At 68.8% G+C, this 14,503-nt stretch carries 12 protein-coding genes and 1 tRNA gene; 5 read left to right on the top strand and 8 right to left on the bottom strand.

Annotated features, from left to right (window positions below):
- Positions 1-74: 74 nt before the first annotated feature.
- Positions 75-830: a ribonuclease PH gene (gene rph / locus ABFT43_RS18885; RefSeq protein WP_347961838.1), complete on the top strand. Its 756-nt coding sequence runs from the start codon at positions 75-77 to the stop codon at positions 828-830.
- The gene (gene rdgB, locus ABFT43_RS18890) at positions 830-1,447 is read left to right on the top strand and encodes an RdgB/HAM1 family non-canonical purine NTP pyrophosphatase (protein ID WP_347961839.1); all 618 of its coding nucleotides are present in this window, start codon (positions 830-832) and stop codon (positions 1,445-1,447) included. Before rph ends, rdgB begins: the two co-directional genes overlap by 1 nt.
- 75 nt (positions 1,448-1,522) lie before the next feature.
- Here rdgB and ABFT43_RS18895 read toward each other — a convergent pair whose 3' ends face one another.
- Positions 1,523-1,927 (bottom strand): DUF3817 domain-containing protein, encoded by a 405-nt coding sequence (locus ABFT43_RS18895; protein ID WP_347961840.1) that lies wholly within the window; start codon positions 1,925-1,927, stop codon positions 1,523-1,525.
- The gene (locus tag ABFT43_RS18900) at positions 1,924-2,364 is read right to left on the bottom strand and encodes a transcriptional regulator (protein ID WP_347961841.1); all 441 of its coding nucleotides are present in this window, start codon (positions 2,362-2,364) and stop codon (positions 1,924-1,926) included. The genes ABFT43_RS18895 and ABFT43_RS18900 overlap by 4 nt, the downstream gene beginning before the upstream one ends.
- A gap of 96 nt (positions 2,365-2,460) precedes the next feature.
- Between ABFT43_RS18900 and ABFT43_RS18905 the strand changes: the two genes are divergently transcribed.
- Positions 2,461-2,545: transfer RNA gene (locus ABFT43_RS18905), tRNA-Leu, on the top strand.
- A gap of 74 nt (positions 2,546-2,619) precedes the next feature.
- Here the strand turns inward: ABFT43_RS18905 and ABFT43_RS18910 are convergent.
- Positions 2,620-3,249, bottom strand: a complete 630-nt coding sequence (locus ABFT43_RS18910) for a hypothetical protein (RefSeq protein ID WP_347961842.1) — start codon at positions 3,247-3,249, stop codon at positions 2,620-2,622.
- 251 nt (positions 3,250-3,500) lie between these two features.
- Positions 3,501-5,327, bottom strand: a complete 1,827-nt coding sequence (locus ABFT43_RS18915) for a hypothetical protein (RefSeq protein WP_347961843.1) — start codon at positions 5,325-5,327, stop codon at positions 3,501-3,503.
- Positions 5,328-5,515: 188 nt separating this feature from the next.
- Here ABFT43_RS18915 and ABFT43_RS18920 point away from each other — a divergent pair, with 188 nt between their 5' ends.
- The gene (locus tag ABFT43_RS18920) at positions 5,516-7,045 is read left to right on the top strand and encodes a DUF7782 domain-containing protein (protein ID WP_347961928.1); all 1,530 of its coding nucleotides are present in this window, start codon (positions 5,516-5,518) and stop codon (positions 7,043-7,045) included.
- A 37-nt stretch (positions 7,046-7,082) separates the two neighbouring features.
- Here the strand turns inward: ABFT43_RS18920 and ABFT43_RS18925 are convergent, their stop codons facing one another.
- The 4 genes from ABFT43_RS18925 to ABFT43_RS18940 all read right to left on the bottom strand — a co-directional run bounded on the left by ABFT43_RS18925 (position 7,083) and on the right by ABFT43_RS18940 (position 12,277).
- Positions 7,083-7,895, bottom strand: a complete 813-nt coding sequence (locus ABFT43_RS18925; protein WP_347961844.1) for a DUF1206 domain-containing protein — start codon at positions 7,893-7,895, stop codon at positions 7,083-7,085.
- A 69-nt stretch (positions 7,896-7,964) separates the two neighbouring features.
- Positions 7,965-9,167 (bottom strand): trans-sulfuration enzyme family protein, encoded by a 1,203-nt coding sequence (locus ABFT43_RS18930; RefSeq protein WP_347961845.1) that lies wholly within the window; start codon positions 9,165-9,167, stop codon positions 7,965-7,967.
- Positions 9,164-10,393, bottom strand: a complete 1,230-nt coding sequence (gene opgC / locus ABFT43_RS18935; protein ID WP_347961846.1) for an OpgC domain-containing protein — start codon at positions 10,391-10,393, stop codon at positions 9,164-9,166. The genes ABFT43_RS18930 and opgC overlap by 4 nt, the downstream gene beginning before the upstream one ends.
- A 96-nt stretch (positions 10,394-10,489) precedes the next feature.
- Entirely contained in the window at positions 10,490-12,277 is a 1,788-nt protein-coding gene (locus tag ABFT43_RS18940) for an AMP-dependent synthetase/ligase (RefSeq protein WP_347961847.1), read from the bottom strand.
- Between the two features lie 237 nt (positions 12,278-12,514).
- Between ABFT43_RS18940 and ABFT43_RS18945 the strand changes: the two genes are divergently transcribed.
- On the top strand, positions 12,515-14,329 hold the full coding sequence (locus tag ABFT43_RS18945) for a DEAD/DEAH box helicase (protein ID WP_347961848.1): 1,815 nt from the start codon (positions 12,515-12,517) through the stop codon (positions 14,327-14,329).
- Positions 14,330-14,503: the final 174 nt, after the last annotated feature.

A 14,503-nucleotide genomic window follows, 5' to 3' on the forward strand; every position in this document is an offset into this window, starting at 1 on the left:
CGAACCCGGCCCGCCGGAGCGCGCCGCTGCCCGTCCGTGCCGCGGAAGGAACGCCGGTGGATAGAGTTGGACCCGTGACCACACGAGCTGACGGCCGAGCCGACGACGAACTGCGTCCCATCAAGTTCACCCGCGGCTTCACCAGCCATCCCGCGGGATCGGTGCTGGTGGAGTTCGGTGAGACCCGGGTCATGTGCACAGCGAGCGTCACCGAGGGGGTCCCGCCGTGGCGTCGCGGCTCGGGTCTCGGTTGGCTCACCGCGGAGTACGCGATGCTGCCGGCCGCCACCCATGAACGCTCCTCGCGTGAGTCGGTGAAGGGCAAGATCGGTGGACGCACCCACGAGATCAGCCGCCTGATCGGCCGCTCGCTGCGCGCCTGCATCGACCTCTCGGCGCTGGGGGAGAACACCATCGCGCTGGACTGCGACGTGCTGCAGGCCGACGGCGGTACCCGCACCGCCGCGATCACCGGCGCCTACGTCGCCCTCCACGACGCGGTCACCTACCTGCGCGCGGCGGGCAAACTATCGGACCCGCAACCGCTTTCGTGTGCGATCGCCGCGGTCAGCGTCGGCGTCGTGGACGGCCGTGTGCGTCTCGACCTTCCGTACGAGGAGGATTCGCGGGCCGAGGTCGACATGAACGTCGTCGCCACCGACGCCGGCACCCTCGTCGAGGTCCAGGGCACCGGTGAGGGCGCGACCTTCGCCCGGTCGACGCTCGACGCGCTGCTCGACCTCGCCGCCGCCGGCACCGAGAAGCTGTTCGAGGCACAGCGCGCGGTCCTGGGCGAGCCGTATCCGGGTGAACTGCCGGGACAGGCCTGATGGCGAAGGTCCTGCTCGCGAGCCGCAACCGCAAGAAGCTCGCCGAACTGCAGCGCGTCGTCGACGCCGCCGGAATCACCGGCCTGGAGATCCTCGGCCTCGATGAGGTCCCGGAGTATCCGGAGGAACCCGAGACCGGTGCCACCTTCGAGGAGAACGCGCTCATCAAGGCGCGGTCGGGAGCGCGTGCCACCGGACTGCCGTGTCTCGCGGACGATTCCGGGATCAGCGTGGACGCGTTGAACGGAATGCCCGGGGTGTTGTCGGCGCGCTGGTGCGGTCGTCACGGCGACGACCCGGCCAACAACGCGCTCCTGCTGGGACAGCTGTCGGACACCCCGGACGAACGGCGCGGCGCCGCGTTCGTGTCCGCGTGCGCACTGGTGCTGCCCGACGGCACCGAGACCGTGGTCCGCGGCGAGTGGCGCGGACGCATTCTGCGCGAGGAGCGCGGCAGCAACGGTTTCGGCTACGACCCGCTGTTCGCCCCCGATGACGAGCTCGCGGCCGGCCGGACGTCGGCCGAGCTCGGCCCGGAGGAGAAGGACTCGCTGAGCCATCGCGGAAAGGCGCTGGCGAAGCTGGTGCCCGCATTGCGGGAGCTCGCCGTTTCCTGAACCCGCGATCCACACCGAAACGATCGCCCGCGACATCCGGGTCGATGTCGCGGGCGATTGTCGTGGTCGGTGGGCTCAGAGCCCGAACTGCTCCTTCACTTCCTTCGCCCGGATGTGCTCGAACCAGAAGGACAGGAACGGGATGGTGCCGGCGATGGCGGTGATGATCGTCTTGACCGGGCTCCAGCGGACCTTGATGGCCAGGTCGACCGTCATGATCAGATAGACGAAGTACACCCAGCCGTGAACGACCGGGACGATCTTCATCGCGCTCAGAGCCGGGTTGTCCTCGGCGATGGCGTAGATGCCGGTGTCGAGGCCGAAGATCTCCCCGGACATGACCTTCAGCACGATCTCGGCGACCAGCAACAGCAGCCAGATACCGGTGATCCACGCGAGGACCCGATACCGCAGCAGGGCCCCCCGAACCTTCTCCGCCGGGGCGGTGGGGGCGGGAGATGTGGATGCGGTCTCGGTCACTGCGTCGTGCCTTTCGATGAGGGTGCTTCGGTGGTGGGCGAGTCGGGGGCATCCGCTGCCCGCAGTTCGGCGAGGTAGCGGTTGTACTCGATGAGTGCGGCGTCCGCCCGCGGGTCCATGTCGGTGAGCGACGCGGCGCTCGGCGTCGTCGGGCGCTCCGGGAGGATGCCCTCGGGGATCTCGGCCGTCCCTGACTTCTCGGCGACCCTACGTACTTCGTCGGGATCGCTCTCCAGGACGACGAAGCGCCGGTAGGCGTAGATGACGGCCGCGGCGAACGCGGGCCACTGGAGTGCGTAGCCCAGATTCTGGGCGGTGCCCGATGCGGACTCGTAACGAGACCACTGCCACCAGGCGAGCGCGAGGCACACCGCCGCGGCGACCACGGTCAGCACCACGAGCGCAGGCCGATGTGTGCGACGACGGGACGGGGACATGCCCTTCACGGTACCTGGCCTGCGATGATCAGGATGCGGCCGGTAGGGTGGTCGCCGTTACATACGTCGTGGCCCCGCCCGGGCCGGACGTATCGGGCGCGAGTGGCGGAATTGGCAGACGCGCTGGATTTAGGTTCCAGTGTCTTCGGACGTGGGGGTTCAAGTCCCCCCTCGCGCACCACGCTATGACGAGAGAGGCAAAGACGAGGGAGGGAGTGCGCACGGTGCGCGCTCCCTCCCTCGTTGTCGCGGTGTCTAGGCCGAGATCAGCTCGACGGCGTCGTCGTCGGCGAACACGATGTCGTGGTCGTCGGTCGAGATCGCCCAGCGGCGCAGGCGCGCGACGTGTTCGTGGTCGATGCGGGCCTCCACCGGCTCGTCGCCGGGGACCAGGTCGGCGAAGTCGTCGATGATCTCGCCCTCGCGGACCGTGCCGTCCTCGAGCGTGACGCGCACCCGCGACGAGACGTGCACGCCTTCGAGTTCGGCTGCATCCGTGGGTTCCTCGGTGTCCGTCTCGGTGTCGGTGGCGCCGGTGTCGGTGGCCTGGGTGGCCTGGATGTCGGTGGAGCCGGCCTCGCTCACCGCGGCGGCCTCCTCGGCGGTGATCTCGACCGTCTCGTCTTCGTCCTCGGCGTCGTCGAGGTTCTCGGCGTCGGCTTCTGCGGACTTCTCTGCGACGACCGCCTCCGCGTCGGCGTCGAGGGACTCCTCGGCATCGGCCGTCACGGTGTGGTCCGCGGTGTCCTCGGTGTCGGCGGCCGCTTCGTCGGGAACGTCGGTCTCCGAGGTCTCGGTGACCGGGGTGTCGAGTTCAGGGGCGTCGGTGACGGCCTCGTTCTCGACAGCCGCCGTGCCTCGATCGCCGCTCTCCGTTGAGCTCATGGCGTTGCCGTCCTTCCGATCAGGGAACTCCGATACATACATTCCGATACGTGTATTCCGGATGGCACCACTGTGAAGTGGTTCACCCGGTCTTAGCGCATATGATACTGAATTTCCAGATTGACATTTCGAATGGAATCGAATCGTTGTCGACCGCACATCGCCGAAGTGATGTTGCGGAGGTCCCAGACCTGCGGTGAGCGTGCGACATCCGACGTCGCTCGGGTGAATCGGCCACGGGGGAGTGGGATTCACCGGGATCGCCGCGGCGGGATCGAGGGTGACGCCGATTTCGCCGCGCTCGTCGATGGCACAGCGATTCCCGCCGACGGTCCCACCGATTCTCTCGACGGTGTCGTGGTGTTCTCCGGGCGGTTCTCCGCCGGTGGATTCGTCACCCGTGCCGCCGACGCCTGCCCGTCGGATTCCGTCGCGTCGGAGTCCGCTGCGTGTGACGTCGGTGCGTCGGGTCCCGGTGCGTCGGGTCCCGGTGCGTCGTGCCCCGGAGTGTCGGATGGGGCCGGCGAACGGCGATGGGCCTCGGCACCGAGGCCGGTGCCGGACGTGTCGTCGGCCCGCAGGCACATCGATCGGATCACGTGGTGGAACGTCACGAGCCCGTAGGTCAGCGGCAGTCGGAGCGTGGAGACCAGCAGCTTCGTCGGCCGCAGCGGGCTGTCACCACCGAGGAACGCGGGCTCGATCCGGTTGCCCAACAGCCGCGCGAAGTGGATCACCAGGAGATAGGCGTAGTGGGCCGCGGTGATCGGTTTGCTGACCTCCAGCTCGTCCAGGGACACCGTCTCCCAGGGGTCCGCGCCGTGCGAGAGGTTGTGCGAGATCCCCAGCATGATGTCGAGGGGAGTGCCGCCGAAGATCGGGATGATCGTGCCGAGCAGCGATGTGGCGGTCTCGCCCATGGACATCCGGTCGGCGGGATCGAGCGGGATGAGGTTGTGATGAATCCGCACCGCCCGCATCGCGGTCAGGATCCGGTCCGTCTCCGTCCGGATCGCAACCGCGTTGGCCGGATCCCTCAGCTGCGCCTGCTCCGACACGTAGCGCACCAGGTGTCCGATGGACCGACGCCCGATCGGTGTGCAGGTCTCGGTGTCTGCGAGTGCGAGATGCCCGGCGATCTCCCGCACGATCGGTGCGATCGGGATGTCGAAGTGGACGGTCTCGCTGGGTGCGCCGGCGAGCGCGCGCTGCTCCTCGCTCACCCGGGCCACGCACAGCTCGAGAAGGACGTCCGAGGTGCGCTTGTACAGGGTCTGCAGACCCATCGACGTCGCGGTGAGGAACGTCGACAGCAGCCAGTTGTAGGTGACGTAGCCGGAGAACATTTCGAGGTCGGTGCCGGTCAGCGGGCTGCCGCCCAGATCGGGTGCGTTCCCGGTGAGGAACCGGGCCGGCACGAGGACCGTCATGAACAGGTACAGCCAGATTGTCTCCACCGCCTGGACGACGGAGAGGTTCGCGACCGGGATCGCCTCGGTGTCTCGGCCGTCGCGGATCTTCAGCAACGACGACACGATCATCTGCGACAGCGGCGTGCGGTACCGAGTCGACGGGTCGTCGCGGTCGGCGCCGAGCGCCCGCGGGTTCTCGGTGACCAGCAGCGACGAGATGTGCAGGCGCTGCATGTCGCGATGCGCCGCCGCCCTCGCCGCCAGCGCCTGGTCGTGCAGGGCGGGCGGGAGGACGTCGAGGACGGCGTCGAACAGCGAGTCGTAGACGACTGACAGCGTGACCTGATCGCCACCGGCGCACCGCGTCTCGCCCTCGGGGATCCCCCGCGGTGTCGGTAAGACCGGGCGCTCGTACTGCTCGACCCGCTCGATGCGCTCCGGGTAGGTCTCCGTGGACGGATCGACCTTCGGGACCAGCTCGTGGACCGGCGTGGGGACGAACCGTGGCGGGAACAGCGCGGCGATCGGGGTGGTCGACGCGGCCGATCCGTTCGACGTCACGAAGGCGGGCAGGGTCATGACGAGGGTCGCGACGGTGACCGCCCTGGTGGCGGCGGCGCGCCGGCTCCGGCGGGTGCCCCGACGCGACGAACGAGGCGACGACACGCTCCGACCTGAACCCATTCACCCACCATCCGACGACCCGGAACCCGGACGCCGACACGCGCCCGGTCGTTGACCCGCGGCGGCCATCGTCGAGGCGCCGACGGTAAAACAGACGCCGCCAACGATAGTGCGTGCGGCGCATCCCCGCGCCACGGGTGTGGCCCGGGTGGGCGACGTGCCCGGCGCGTCTGAGTAGCCTCATCGGCGTGACCGCGCATCCGCTGAACGACGATTCCGTGGTCGACGCACTGGGGGTCGACCTCCGTGCCGCCGGCTACACCACCGATGGCGTCACCGGGTTCCTCGGTGACGCCGTCCACGACGCGCTGCTGCGCGGCGTGTGGTGGCCCGCTCTCACCGCGACCGAGGAGGTCACCGGCGACGGCGTCGCGCTGGCCACGATCATCCGGCTGTTCCTGCTCGGTTCCGACGAGGAGGAAGAGGCTGTCGCCCAGGCGTTTCCGACCGCCGGCGTCGACGCCCTCATCGCGCAGGGCGTGCTGGAGAGGCCGGCGGACGGACTGATCCGCGCCCGCCTCGACATCCGGCCGCACGCCGACGACACCCACGACCACCTCGTCGTCGCCGACCAGGACGCCGCGATGCGACCGGGGCCGCTCGCCCGCGACCATGTGCTCGGCATCGGCGCGGCGTCGCTGTCGCTGGCGCGCGCCGTCATCCGCGAACCGGTGCGGCGCGCGCTCGACATCGGGACCGGATGCGGAATCCAGGCGTTGCACCTGAACTCGCACTGTGACGAGATCGTGGCGACCGACACCAACGAGCGCGCGCTCGCGCTGGCGCGCGCCACCGCGCGTCTCAACGGCATGACGTGGGATCTGCGCGCGGGCAGCATGTTCGAGCCGGTGGCCGGGGAGCGCTTCGACCTGATCGTGTCCAATCCGCCGTTCGTGGTCGGCACCGGAAGCCAGGACTACATCTACCGCGACTCCGGTGTCGTCGGGGACGCGTTGTGTGAGCAGATGATCCGTGAACTCCCGGCCCATCTCAACCCGGGCGGCACGGCACAGATCCTGGCGAACTGGATCATCCCCGAGGGCGCCGACTGGCGGGAACGGCCGCGGGCCTGGCTCGACGGCACCGGACTCGACGCCTGGGTCGTCCAGCGCGAGGCCGCCGACCCCATCAGCTATGTGTCACTGTGGCTGTCCGACGCGGGCGAGGACGAGAAGGCCGCCGCCCGGCGCGGCGCCGAGTGGCTGAAGTGGTTCGCCGACAATCGGATCGCCGCGATCGGCATGGGCTCGGTGACCGTGCGCGCGCCGCAGGAGGGCGAGGACCGCGAGCCCGACGTCGTGATCGAGGAGATCACCGGTGCGGGGGAAGAGGTCACCGGTCCGGAGGCGCAGGCGTTCCTGGCACGTCGCCGATATCTGCGCGAGACGACCGACGACGAACTGCTCGGCAAGCGGCTGTCGGTCGCGCCGGTGATGCTCGAGGAACACTCGCTGCCCGGCGAGGAGGGCTGGCAGCTCGTCGGCGCGGCCGTACGACGACCCGGAGGTCCCGCGGCGGTCCTCGGCGTCGACGAGGTGTCGCGTGCCCTGCTGGCCGGGTGTCGGGGCCAGGTCCCGCTCGGGGCGCTGATCGAGCTGCTCGCGGACTTCCACGGTGTGGACGCGGATGCCCTGGCCACCGCGGCCCTCCCCGTCGTACGCGAGGCCATCGGTCGCGGAATCCTCTACGAGGCCAGGTGAGACCGCGGTCGGCCTCGCCACGGGGGTCACGTACGCGTCACATCCGTGCGTACCTGGTGAGCCAGTAGCAGTAGACGCCGTAGGCGGCGATCCCCGCCGCGGCCGTCAGCATCAGTATCTGACCCGCGGGCAGTCCCGCGAGGGACTTCACCGTGGCGTCGATCCCGCTCGCCTTCGACGGGTCGGCGGTGGCGACCGCGACGAGTACGAGGACGCCGGTTCCGATCAACACGGCACCCTTGCCGCAATAGCCGACCACCCCCGCGACCGTCGCGCCCCGGTCGCCGGAGACGGTCAGGTCGTCGAGAAACGTGCGGCGCGCGCCCTTGTACACGTGGTGGCCGCCCACCCCGATGATCACGAGTCCGGCCACCACGACCACGAGCTTGCCCGCTGCCGATTCCATCAGCCGGGCGGTGAGTCCGGTGTTCTGCGCTCCGCTCGAGGTGCCGTCACCCATCGCGAATCGCGCTGCGGTCCAGGAGAATCCGACGAACACGAGGCCCACCGACAACGCCTTGCCGCGATCGATCCAGTCCTCGCGGCCACCGCGGCCGGGCTCGGTGGGATGCGGTCCGACGATCGATTCGGCGAACCGCCAGAGTGCGAGCCCGGCGAACGCCACGGCCGCCACCCAGAGTGCGATCCGACCGCCCGGGCTGTCGGCGAACATCCCCAACGCGCCCGACTGATCGGCGGAGCCGCCGTCGCCGAACGCGAGCCGCACGATGATGTACGCGATCAGGAGGTGAACCAGCCCGCTGACCGCGTGACCCGCGCGGGCCACCCGCTCGAACCATGGACTGTCGGTGGCGCGGTCGACCGCGCCGGTGAGTGAGTTGCCGGCCATCGTCGCCGCCTTCCGTCCGTGAGATGCACGGCCAGGGATACCCGGCGGGCGGGTTCGCCACACCCGCGCTCAGACCCCGTCCGGGAACGTGGCGTCCAGCGCGCGGGCGAGGTCGGCGATCAGGTCGTCGGCGTCCTCGAGGCCGATGGAGAAACGCAGGTGGCCCCACCGGCGGAACGGTTCGGGATAGGCGGCCACGCGCGGCCCGTCGGGGCCGACGTGCACGATGAGCGTCTCGTCGTGTCCGAGCGATACCGCCGACGTGATCACCCTCAGGTTCCCGACGAACCGGTTCTGGGTCGCCGAGTCGCCGCGCACGGCGAACGCCATCATCGCCCCGAATCCGCGACCGCCGAACTGTCTTGCGGCCAGCTCGTGTTCGGGGTGGGATCGCAGGCCCGGGTAGCGGACGTAGGCGACCCGCGGATCGGCGTCGAGGAACGTCGCGACGCGCTCGGCGGTCTGCTGGTGCTGGGCGAACCGCAGCGGCAGCGTGATCGCGCCGCGCGAGATCAGCCAGGCGTTGAACGGCGAGATCACGCCGCCGACGTCGACCATGGCCTCGGCCTTGATCCGGTCGATCAGCTCCGCCCGGCCGAGCACGGCACCGCCCATCGCGTCGCCGTGTCCGTTGATGTACTTCGTCAGGGAGTGCACGACCAGGTCCGCGCCGTCGGCGAGCGGTCGGTACAGCGGGGGAGGCGTGAACGTCGAGTCGACGAGCAACAGCGCGCCGGCATCGTGCGCGATCCCGGCCATCGCCGGGATGTCGGCGACCTTGGTCGTCGGGTTGGCGATCGTCTCGACCGCGAACAGCTTGGTGTTCGGCCGGAACGCCGCACGCACCGCGTCGTGGTCGTTGACGTCGACGAAGGTCGCCTCGATCCCGTACTTGCGCGGCAGCAACTCGGCCCACAGCTTCCAGGTCGCCTCGTAGGTCGTGTCCGAGACGACGATGTGATCGCCGGTCGACAGGAAGGTGAAGAACACCGCGTGCAGGGCCGCGACGCCGGAGGCCAGGGCCACCGCGGCCTCGGCCTCCTCGAGCGCGGCCAGCTTGTCCTGCAGCGCGACCTGGTTGGCGCCGGTGTTGCGGGTGTAGAACAGCTGATCCGTGCCCGACCAGCTCATCTGCTCCGGCTCCGCCGGCAGGTGATAGGAATTCGCCATCGTGATCGGCGTGCGGACCGACGGCCCCGACGAGTCGTTGCCCGCATGCACGCTGCGCGTCATCATCCCGCCGTGGATGTCGGGTCTGCTCTCGTCGCTCATGCGCGGACTCCTGTCGGTTGGGGCTGCCGGTCGGTCGGTGGCGTGGCCTCGGGTCGGTCGCCGGGTCTCGATGGCGAGTCGGCCGGGGCGCCGTCGGCCTCGTTCGCCGCGCGATCGGCCAGGACGTGCCGGACCACCCGCCCGGGCACCCGGTGCAGTTTGTCGATGTGCATCGAGTAACGGAACTCGGCCCACGCCCAGCAGGTGCCGAACACCAGCAGCGCGACCGCCTGCATCGTGGTCTCGTCCCACGGACGATGAGCGATGTGGATGGGCACGACCATCAGCGCGATCGCCTGGATCACGTATGAGTCCAGGCTCCTGGTGCCGGTCATCACCAGCGGGCGCAGCCAGTCGTGGTGCCACCAGCGCAGTAACAGGCGGAACACCCCGTAGAGGGCGGGGATCGCGAGGTAGGCGCCGATCGCGCGGGCCGGCCGGAAGTCGAGCTTGTCGGCGACGTCCGGCTCGAAGCGCATCCACGGGCCGGTGTCGATGCCGTAGTGGTAGAACAGCGCGACCGCCACCGCGAGCGCGACGATCGCGAGCAGCCACCGGTCGACGAACTCCGGCACACCCCAGCGGGTCCAGTTCCAGCCGATCACCACCGACGGGATGAACATGATCTGCCAGCCGGCGACGTTCTGGATATGCGGCGAGGCCTGATAGGCCCTCAGGTAGAACCAGTCCGGCGACCAGAACAGCGACAGCACGTACAGCGCGAGCGAGGCCCCGAGGATCGGCGCCCACCAGCCGCGCTGCAGCATCGGGAACAGGGCGAACGCGGTCGCCATCAGCACCATGTAGAGCAGCAGGATGTTGCCGCCGCTCGGCAGGTACTGCATCGTCACCGACAGCCAGATCCCGTCGAGCCAACCGTCGATCGGCAACAGCAGCGTCAGCCAGCGGTGTCCGGCCATCGCCGCGGCGACCGCGGCCAGCGCGATAACGAGCTGGCAGCAATAGAGGACGGCGATGCGCTTGATCAGTCGACGGTAGGCGAACCGCAGGCCGTACCGGTTGACCCAGCGCTGATAAACCAGTCCCAGGACGATGCCGGAGAGCATGACGAACGCCGACATGCCGTCGACGTAGTTGAATGAGTGCGTGGGTGTCGCCAGCGGCGAACCGGTCGCGAAGTGGGCGGTGACCATGCTCCAGATCGCCACGCCACGGGTGGCGTCGATGGCGAGATCACGATTTCCGGACACACGATTCGCAGACATTGATCTGCACACTAGAACTCACCGCGGCCCGGAGTCATCCCGGGCCGCGGTGAGTCGTGACGCAGATCGCGGCACATGCCGCGGGCGAGTGCAGGCCTATGAGTAGAGGTCTGCGATCGCCTCCTTGTAGGCGTCATGGATGACGTTGCGCTTGAGCTTCAGCGTCGGCGTCAGCTCGCCCGACTCGATGGTGAAGTCGCTGTCGAGGATCGTGAACTTCTTGATCGCCTCGGCGTTGGACACCTTGGCGTTGGCCTCGTCGACCGCGGCCTTGATCTCCTTGTACAACTCGGGGTTGTTCACCAGCTCCGAGATCGGGGTGTCGGCGGGCAGGTGGTGCCGTTCCAGCCAGCCCGGGACGGCCTCCGCGTCGAGGGTGATGAGGGCACCGATGAACGGCTTGTTGTCGCCGACCACGAGGCACTGGCTGACCAGCGGATGTGCGCGGATCGAGTCCTCGAGCTGCGCCGGGGCGACGTTCTTGCCGCCAGCGGTGACGATCAGTTCCTTCTTGCGTCCGGTGATGAAGAGGTAGCCGTCGTCGAGAGTGCCGATGTCGCCGGTGTGGAACCAACCGTCGCGGATCGCGTCGGCGGTGGCCTGCTCGTTCTGCCAGTAGCCGTTGAACACCATCGGACCCTTGACGAGGATCTCGCCGTCGTCGGCGATCGCGATCGTCACGCCGGGCACCGGGCGGCCGACCGAGCCGACCTTCTGGTGCTTCTCGTTGTTGGCGGTGATCGCCGCGGTGGTCTCGGTCAGGCCGTAGCCCTCGTACACCGGGATGCCGACGCCGCGGAAGAAGTGGCCGAGGCGTGCGCCGAGCGGGGCGCCGCCGGAGATCGCGCCCTCGCACTGCCCGCCGAGCGCCGCCCGCAGCTTTCCGTAGACCAGCTTGTCGAACAGCGCGTGCCGCAGCTTCAGGCCGAGACCGATCTTGCCGGCCTCCATCGCCTTGCTGTACTCGATCGCGGTGTCGGTGGCCTTCTCGAAGATCGAGCCCTTGCCGCCGTCGTAGGCCTTCTGCTTGGCCGAGTTGTAGACCTTCTCGAACACGCGCGGCACCGACAGCACGTAGTGCGGCTTGAAGGTGGCGAAGAGATCGACGAGGTTCGCGATGTCGTTGGTGTGGCCGAGGATGACCTTGTTCTCGACGGCCGCGACCGCGATGATGCGCGCGAACACGTGGGCGAGCGGCAGGAACAGCAGGGTCTGCTTGCCCTCCTGCAGGCCGGCGCCCACGGCGTCGCGGGTGGCCGCGCATTCGGCGATGAAGTTGGCGTGGGTGAGCAGCACGCCCTTCGGGCGGCCGGTGGTGCCCGAGGTGTAGATCAGGGTCGCGGCGTCGGAGGACAGCGCGTTGGCGCGGCGGCGGTCCAGTTCGTCGTCGGCGATCTTGGCACCGCGCTTGGCCAGCGTCGGCAGCGCGTGCTCGTCGATGACGAGGGTCTCCTTGAGCGTGGGCGTCTCGTCGATCACGCGGATGTGCTTGGTGTAGTGGCCCTGGTTCTCGACGACGAGCATGACCGCCGCGGAGTCCTCGAGGATCCACTGGACCTGGTCGGGTGCCGAGGTCTCGTAGATCGCCACGGTGCACGCACCGGCACGCCAGATCGCATAGTCCAGGACGGTCCACTCGTAGCGGGTGGACGACAGGATCGCGACACGGTCGCCGGGCTGCACGCCCGAGGCGACGAGGCCCTTGGCCACCGCATCGACCTCGTCGGCGAACTGCTTCGCGGTGACGTTGATCCACTGATTGTGGGAGCGCTTGCGGAAGAGGGGCATCGTGGGTCGCTCGGCCCTGTACTTCAGGATCGAGTCGACGAGGTTCGCCTTGTCGTCGATCGTGAGATCGGACGGGGTGGCGTACTGCTGCTGCATGGCACTCCTGTGTCGGGCAACGAAATGGGCATTTCAGACGCCGGTGGTGTGTGTGACCCGCACCACCGGCGGTTTGAGTGGCACTGACAGTACCAGTATTCGTGTGATGCATCACACGTGCCACCCGAAGTGCCGTAACCGCTGTTCAGTACGTCGATGTGACGAGGATGTGGCACGATGCCCACTTTCGCGGCCTGGGCGTTTACAGTTGAAGGCGATGAATGAGACCCGCAGCGCATGAGCACCTCCGATCAAGACGAGCGCAGTGCGCCGGCAAACCCCGCAGTGACAGGCAATTCCGTGACACCAAATCCGGCGGCGGATTCGCCGGCCCCCACCACCGAGAGCACCTTCGACGACCTGGGTATCGACCCCCGGGTCCGGGCGGCGATCACCGACGTCGGATATGAGACGCCGTCGCCGATCCAGGCCGCCACCATCCCGCCGCTGATGGACGGCCGCGACGTCGTCGGCCTGGCCCAGACCGGCACCGGCAAGACCGCGGCCTTCGCGATCCCGATCCTGTCGCGCCTCGACACCTCCGCGAGGACACCGCAGGCGCTGATCCTCGCGCCCACCCGCGAACTCGCGTTGCAGGTCTCCGAGGCGTTCGGCCGTTACTCGGCGCACATGCCCGAGGTCAAGGTCCTCCCGATCTACGGCGGCCAGTCCTATGGCGTGCAGCTCGCCGGCCTGCGCCGCGGCGCCCAGGTGATCGTGGGCACCCCCGGCCGCGTCATCGACCACCTCGACCGCAAGACCCTCGACATCTCGAACCTCGAGTTCCTCGTGCTCGACGAGGCCGACGAGATGCTCACCATGGGCTTCGCCGAGGACGTCGAGCGCATCCTCGCCGAGACCCCTGACACCAAGCAGGTCGCGCTGTTCTCCGCGACCATGCCCAGCGCGATCCGTCGCCTGGCCCAGCGCTACCTGAACTCGCCGGAAGAGATCACCGTCAAGTCCAAGACGGCGACCGCGCAGAACATCACGCAGCGCTACCTGCAGGTGTCCCACCACCGCAAGCTCGACGCCCTGACGCGATTCCTCGAGGTCGAGGAATTCGACGCGATGATCGTCTTCGTCCGCACCAAACAGGCCACCGAGGAGCTCGCCGAGAAGCTGCGTGCCCGCGGCCTGTCGGCGGTGGCGATCAACGGCGACCTCGCCCAGGCGCAGCGCGAGCGCACGATCAACCAGCTCAAGAACGGTTCGATCGACATCCTCGTCGCCACCGACGTGGCCGCACGCGGGCTCGACGTCGACCGCATCTCACACGTCGTCAACTACGACATCCCGCACGACACCGAGTCGTATGTGCACCGCATCGGCCGGACGGGCCGCGCGGGCCGCTCGGGCAACGCGCTCCTGTTCGTCTCGCCCCGTGAGCGGCACCTGCTGCGCGCCATCGAGCGCGCCACACGACAGGAGCTCACCGAGATCGACCTGCCCAGCGTGGACGACGTCAACGCCCAGCGCGTCGCGAAGTTCGCCGAGTCGATCACGCAGAACCTGTCGTCGGAGCACCTCGACCTGTTCCGCGGGCTGGTGGAGAACTATGCCCGCGAGCACGACGTCGCGATGGCCGACATCGCCGCGGCGCTGGCACTCGAGACCCGCGACGGCGGCTTCCTGATGGCCCCGGACCCGCCGGAGTCGGAGCGTCCTGCCCGTCGCGAGCGCGCTCCGCGGCGTCCCGGTGCGAGCTTCGCCACGTACCGCATCGCGGTCGGTCGCAAGCACAAGGTGTCGCCGGGTGCCATCGTCGGCGCCATCGCCAACGAGGGTGGCCTGACCCGAGGCGATTTCGGCAACATCAGCATCCGCGACGACTTCAGCCTCGTGGAGCTGCCCGACGATCTCGACAACGAGACGCTCTCGTTGCTGCGGCACACCAAGATCGGCAAGAACCCGATCGACATCCGCAAGGACCTCGGTGCACCGCGGCAGCGCGGGGGCGCCAAGCGCGCCGCGCATGGTGGCCGCGACGGACGTCGCGACAACTGGGGCAAGCGGCCTCAGCGCGTTGCCGGCCGCGGCCGGCACTCCTGAGTCGACTCGCGTGATCCGTGCCGCCTGACCTGCGGTCCTTGTCAATCCGAGATCATTCCGTAACCTTGAGCGCGGGGGTCTTCAGGTGTCCATTCCCGGAAGTCCGGGTACCCGTCGGTGCAACCCGTCGGGGCCGGGCGCGGGTGGACGATCGAGATACGGATGAACACAGGA

The organism is Gordonia aurantiaca (assembly GCF_039939235.1).
GTDB lineage: Bacteria > Actinomycetota > Actinomycetes > Mycobacteriales > Mycobacteriaceae > Gordonia.

Excerpts from the sequence above, each read along its gene's own strand:
- opgC (WP_347961846.1), bottom strand. The coding sequence starts at position 10,393 with ATGTCTGCGAATCGTGTGTCCGGAAATCGTGATCTCGCCATCGACGCC.
- rdgB (WP_347961839.1), top strand. The coding sequence starts at position 830 with ATGGCGAAGGTCCTGCTCGCGAGCCGCAACCGCAAGAAGCTCGCCGAA.
- ABFT43_RS18925 (WP_347961844.1), bottom strand. The coding sequence starts at position 7,895 with ATGGCCGGCAACTCACTCACCGGCGCGGTCGACCGCGCCACCGACAGT.
- ABFT43_RS18910 (WP_347961842.1), bottom strand. The coding sequence starts at position 3,249 with ATGAGCTCAACGGAGAGCGGCGATCGAGGCACGGCGGCTGTCGAGAAC.
- ABFT43_RS18940 (WP_347961847.1), bottom strand. The coding sequence starts at position 12,277 with ATGCAGCAGCAGTACGCCACCCCGTCCGATCTCACGATCGACGACAAG.
- ABFT43_RS18900 (WP_347961841.1), bottom strand. The coding sequence starts at position 2,364 with ATGTCCCCGTCCCGTCGTCGCACACATCGGCCTGCGCTCGTGGTGCTG.
- ABFT43_RS18945 (WP_347961848.1), top strand. The coding sequence starts at position 12,515 with ATGAGCACCTCCGATCAAGACGAGCGCAGTGCGCCGGCAAACCCCGCA.
- ABFT43_RS18930 (WP_347961845.1), bottom strand. The coding sequence starts at position 9,167 with ATGAGCGACGAGAGCAGACCCGACATCCACGGCGGGATGATGACGCGC.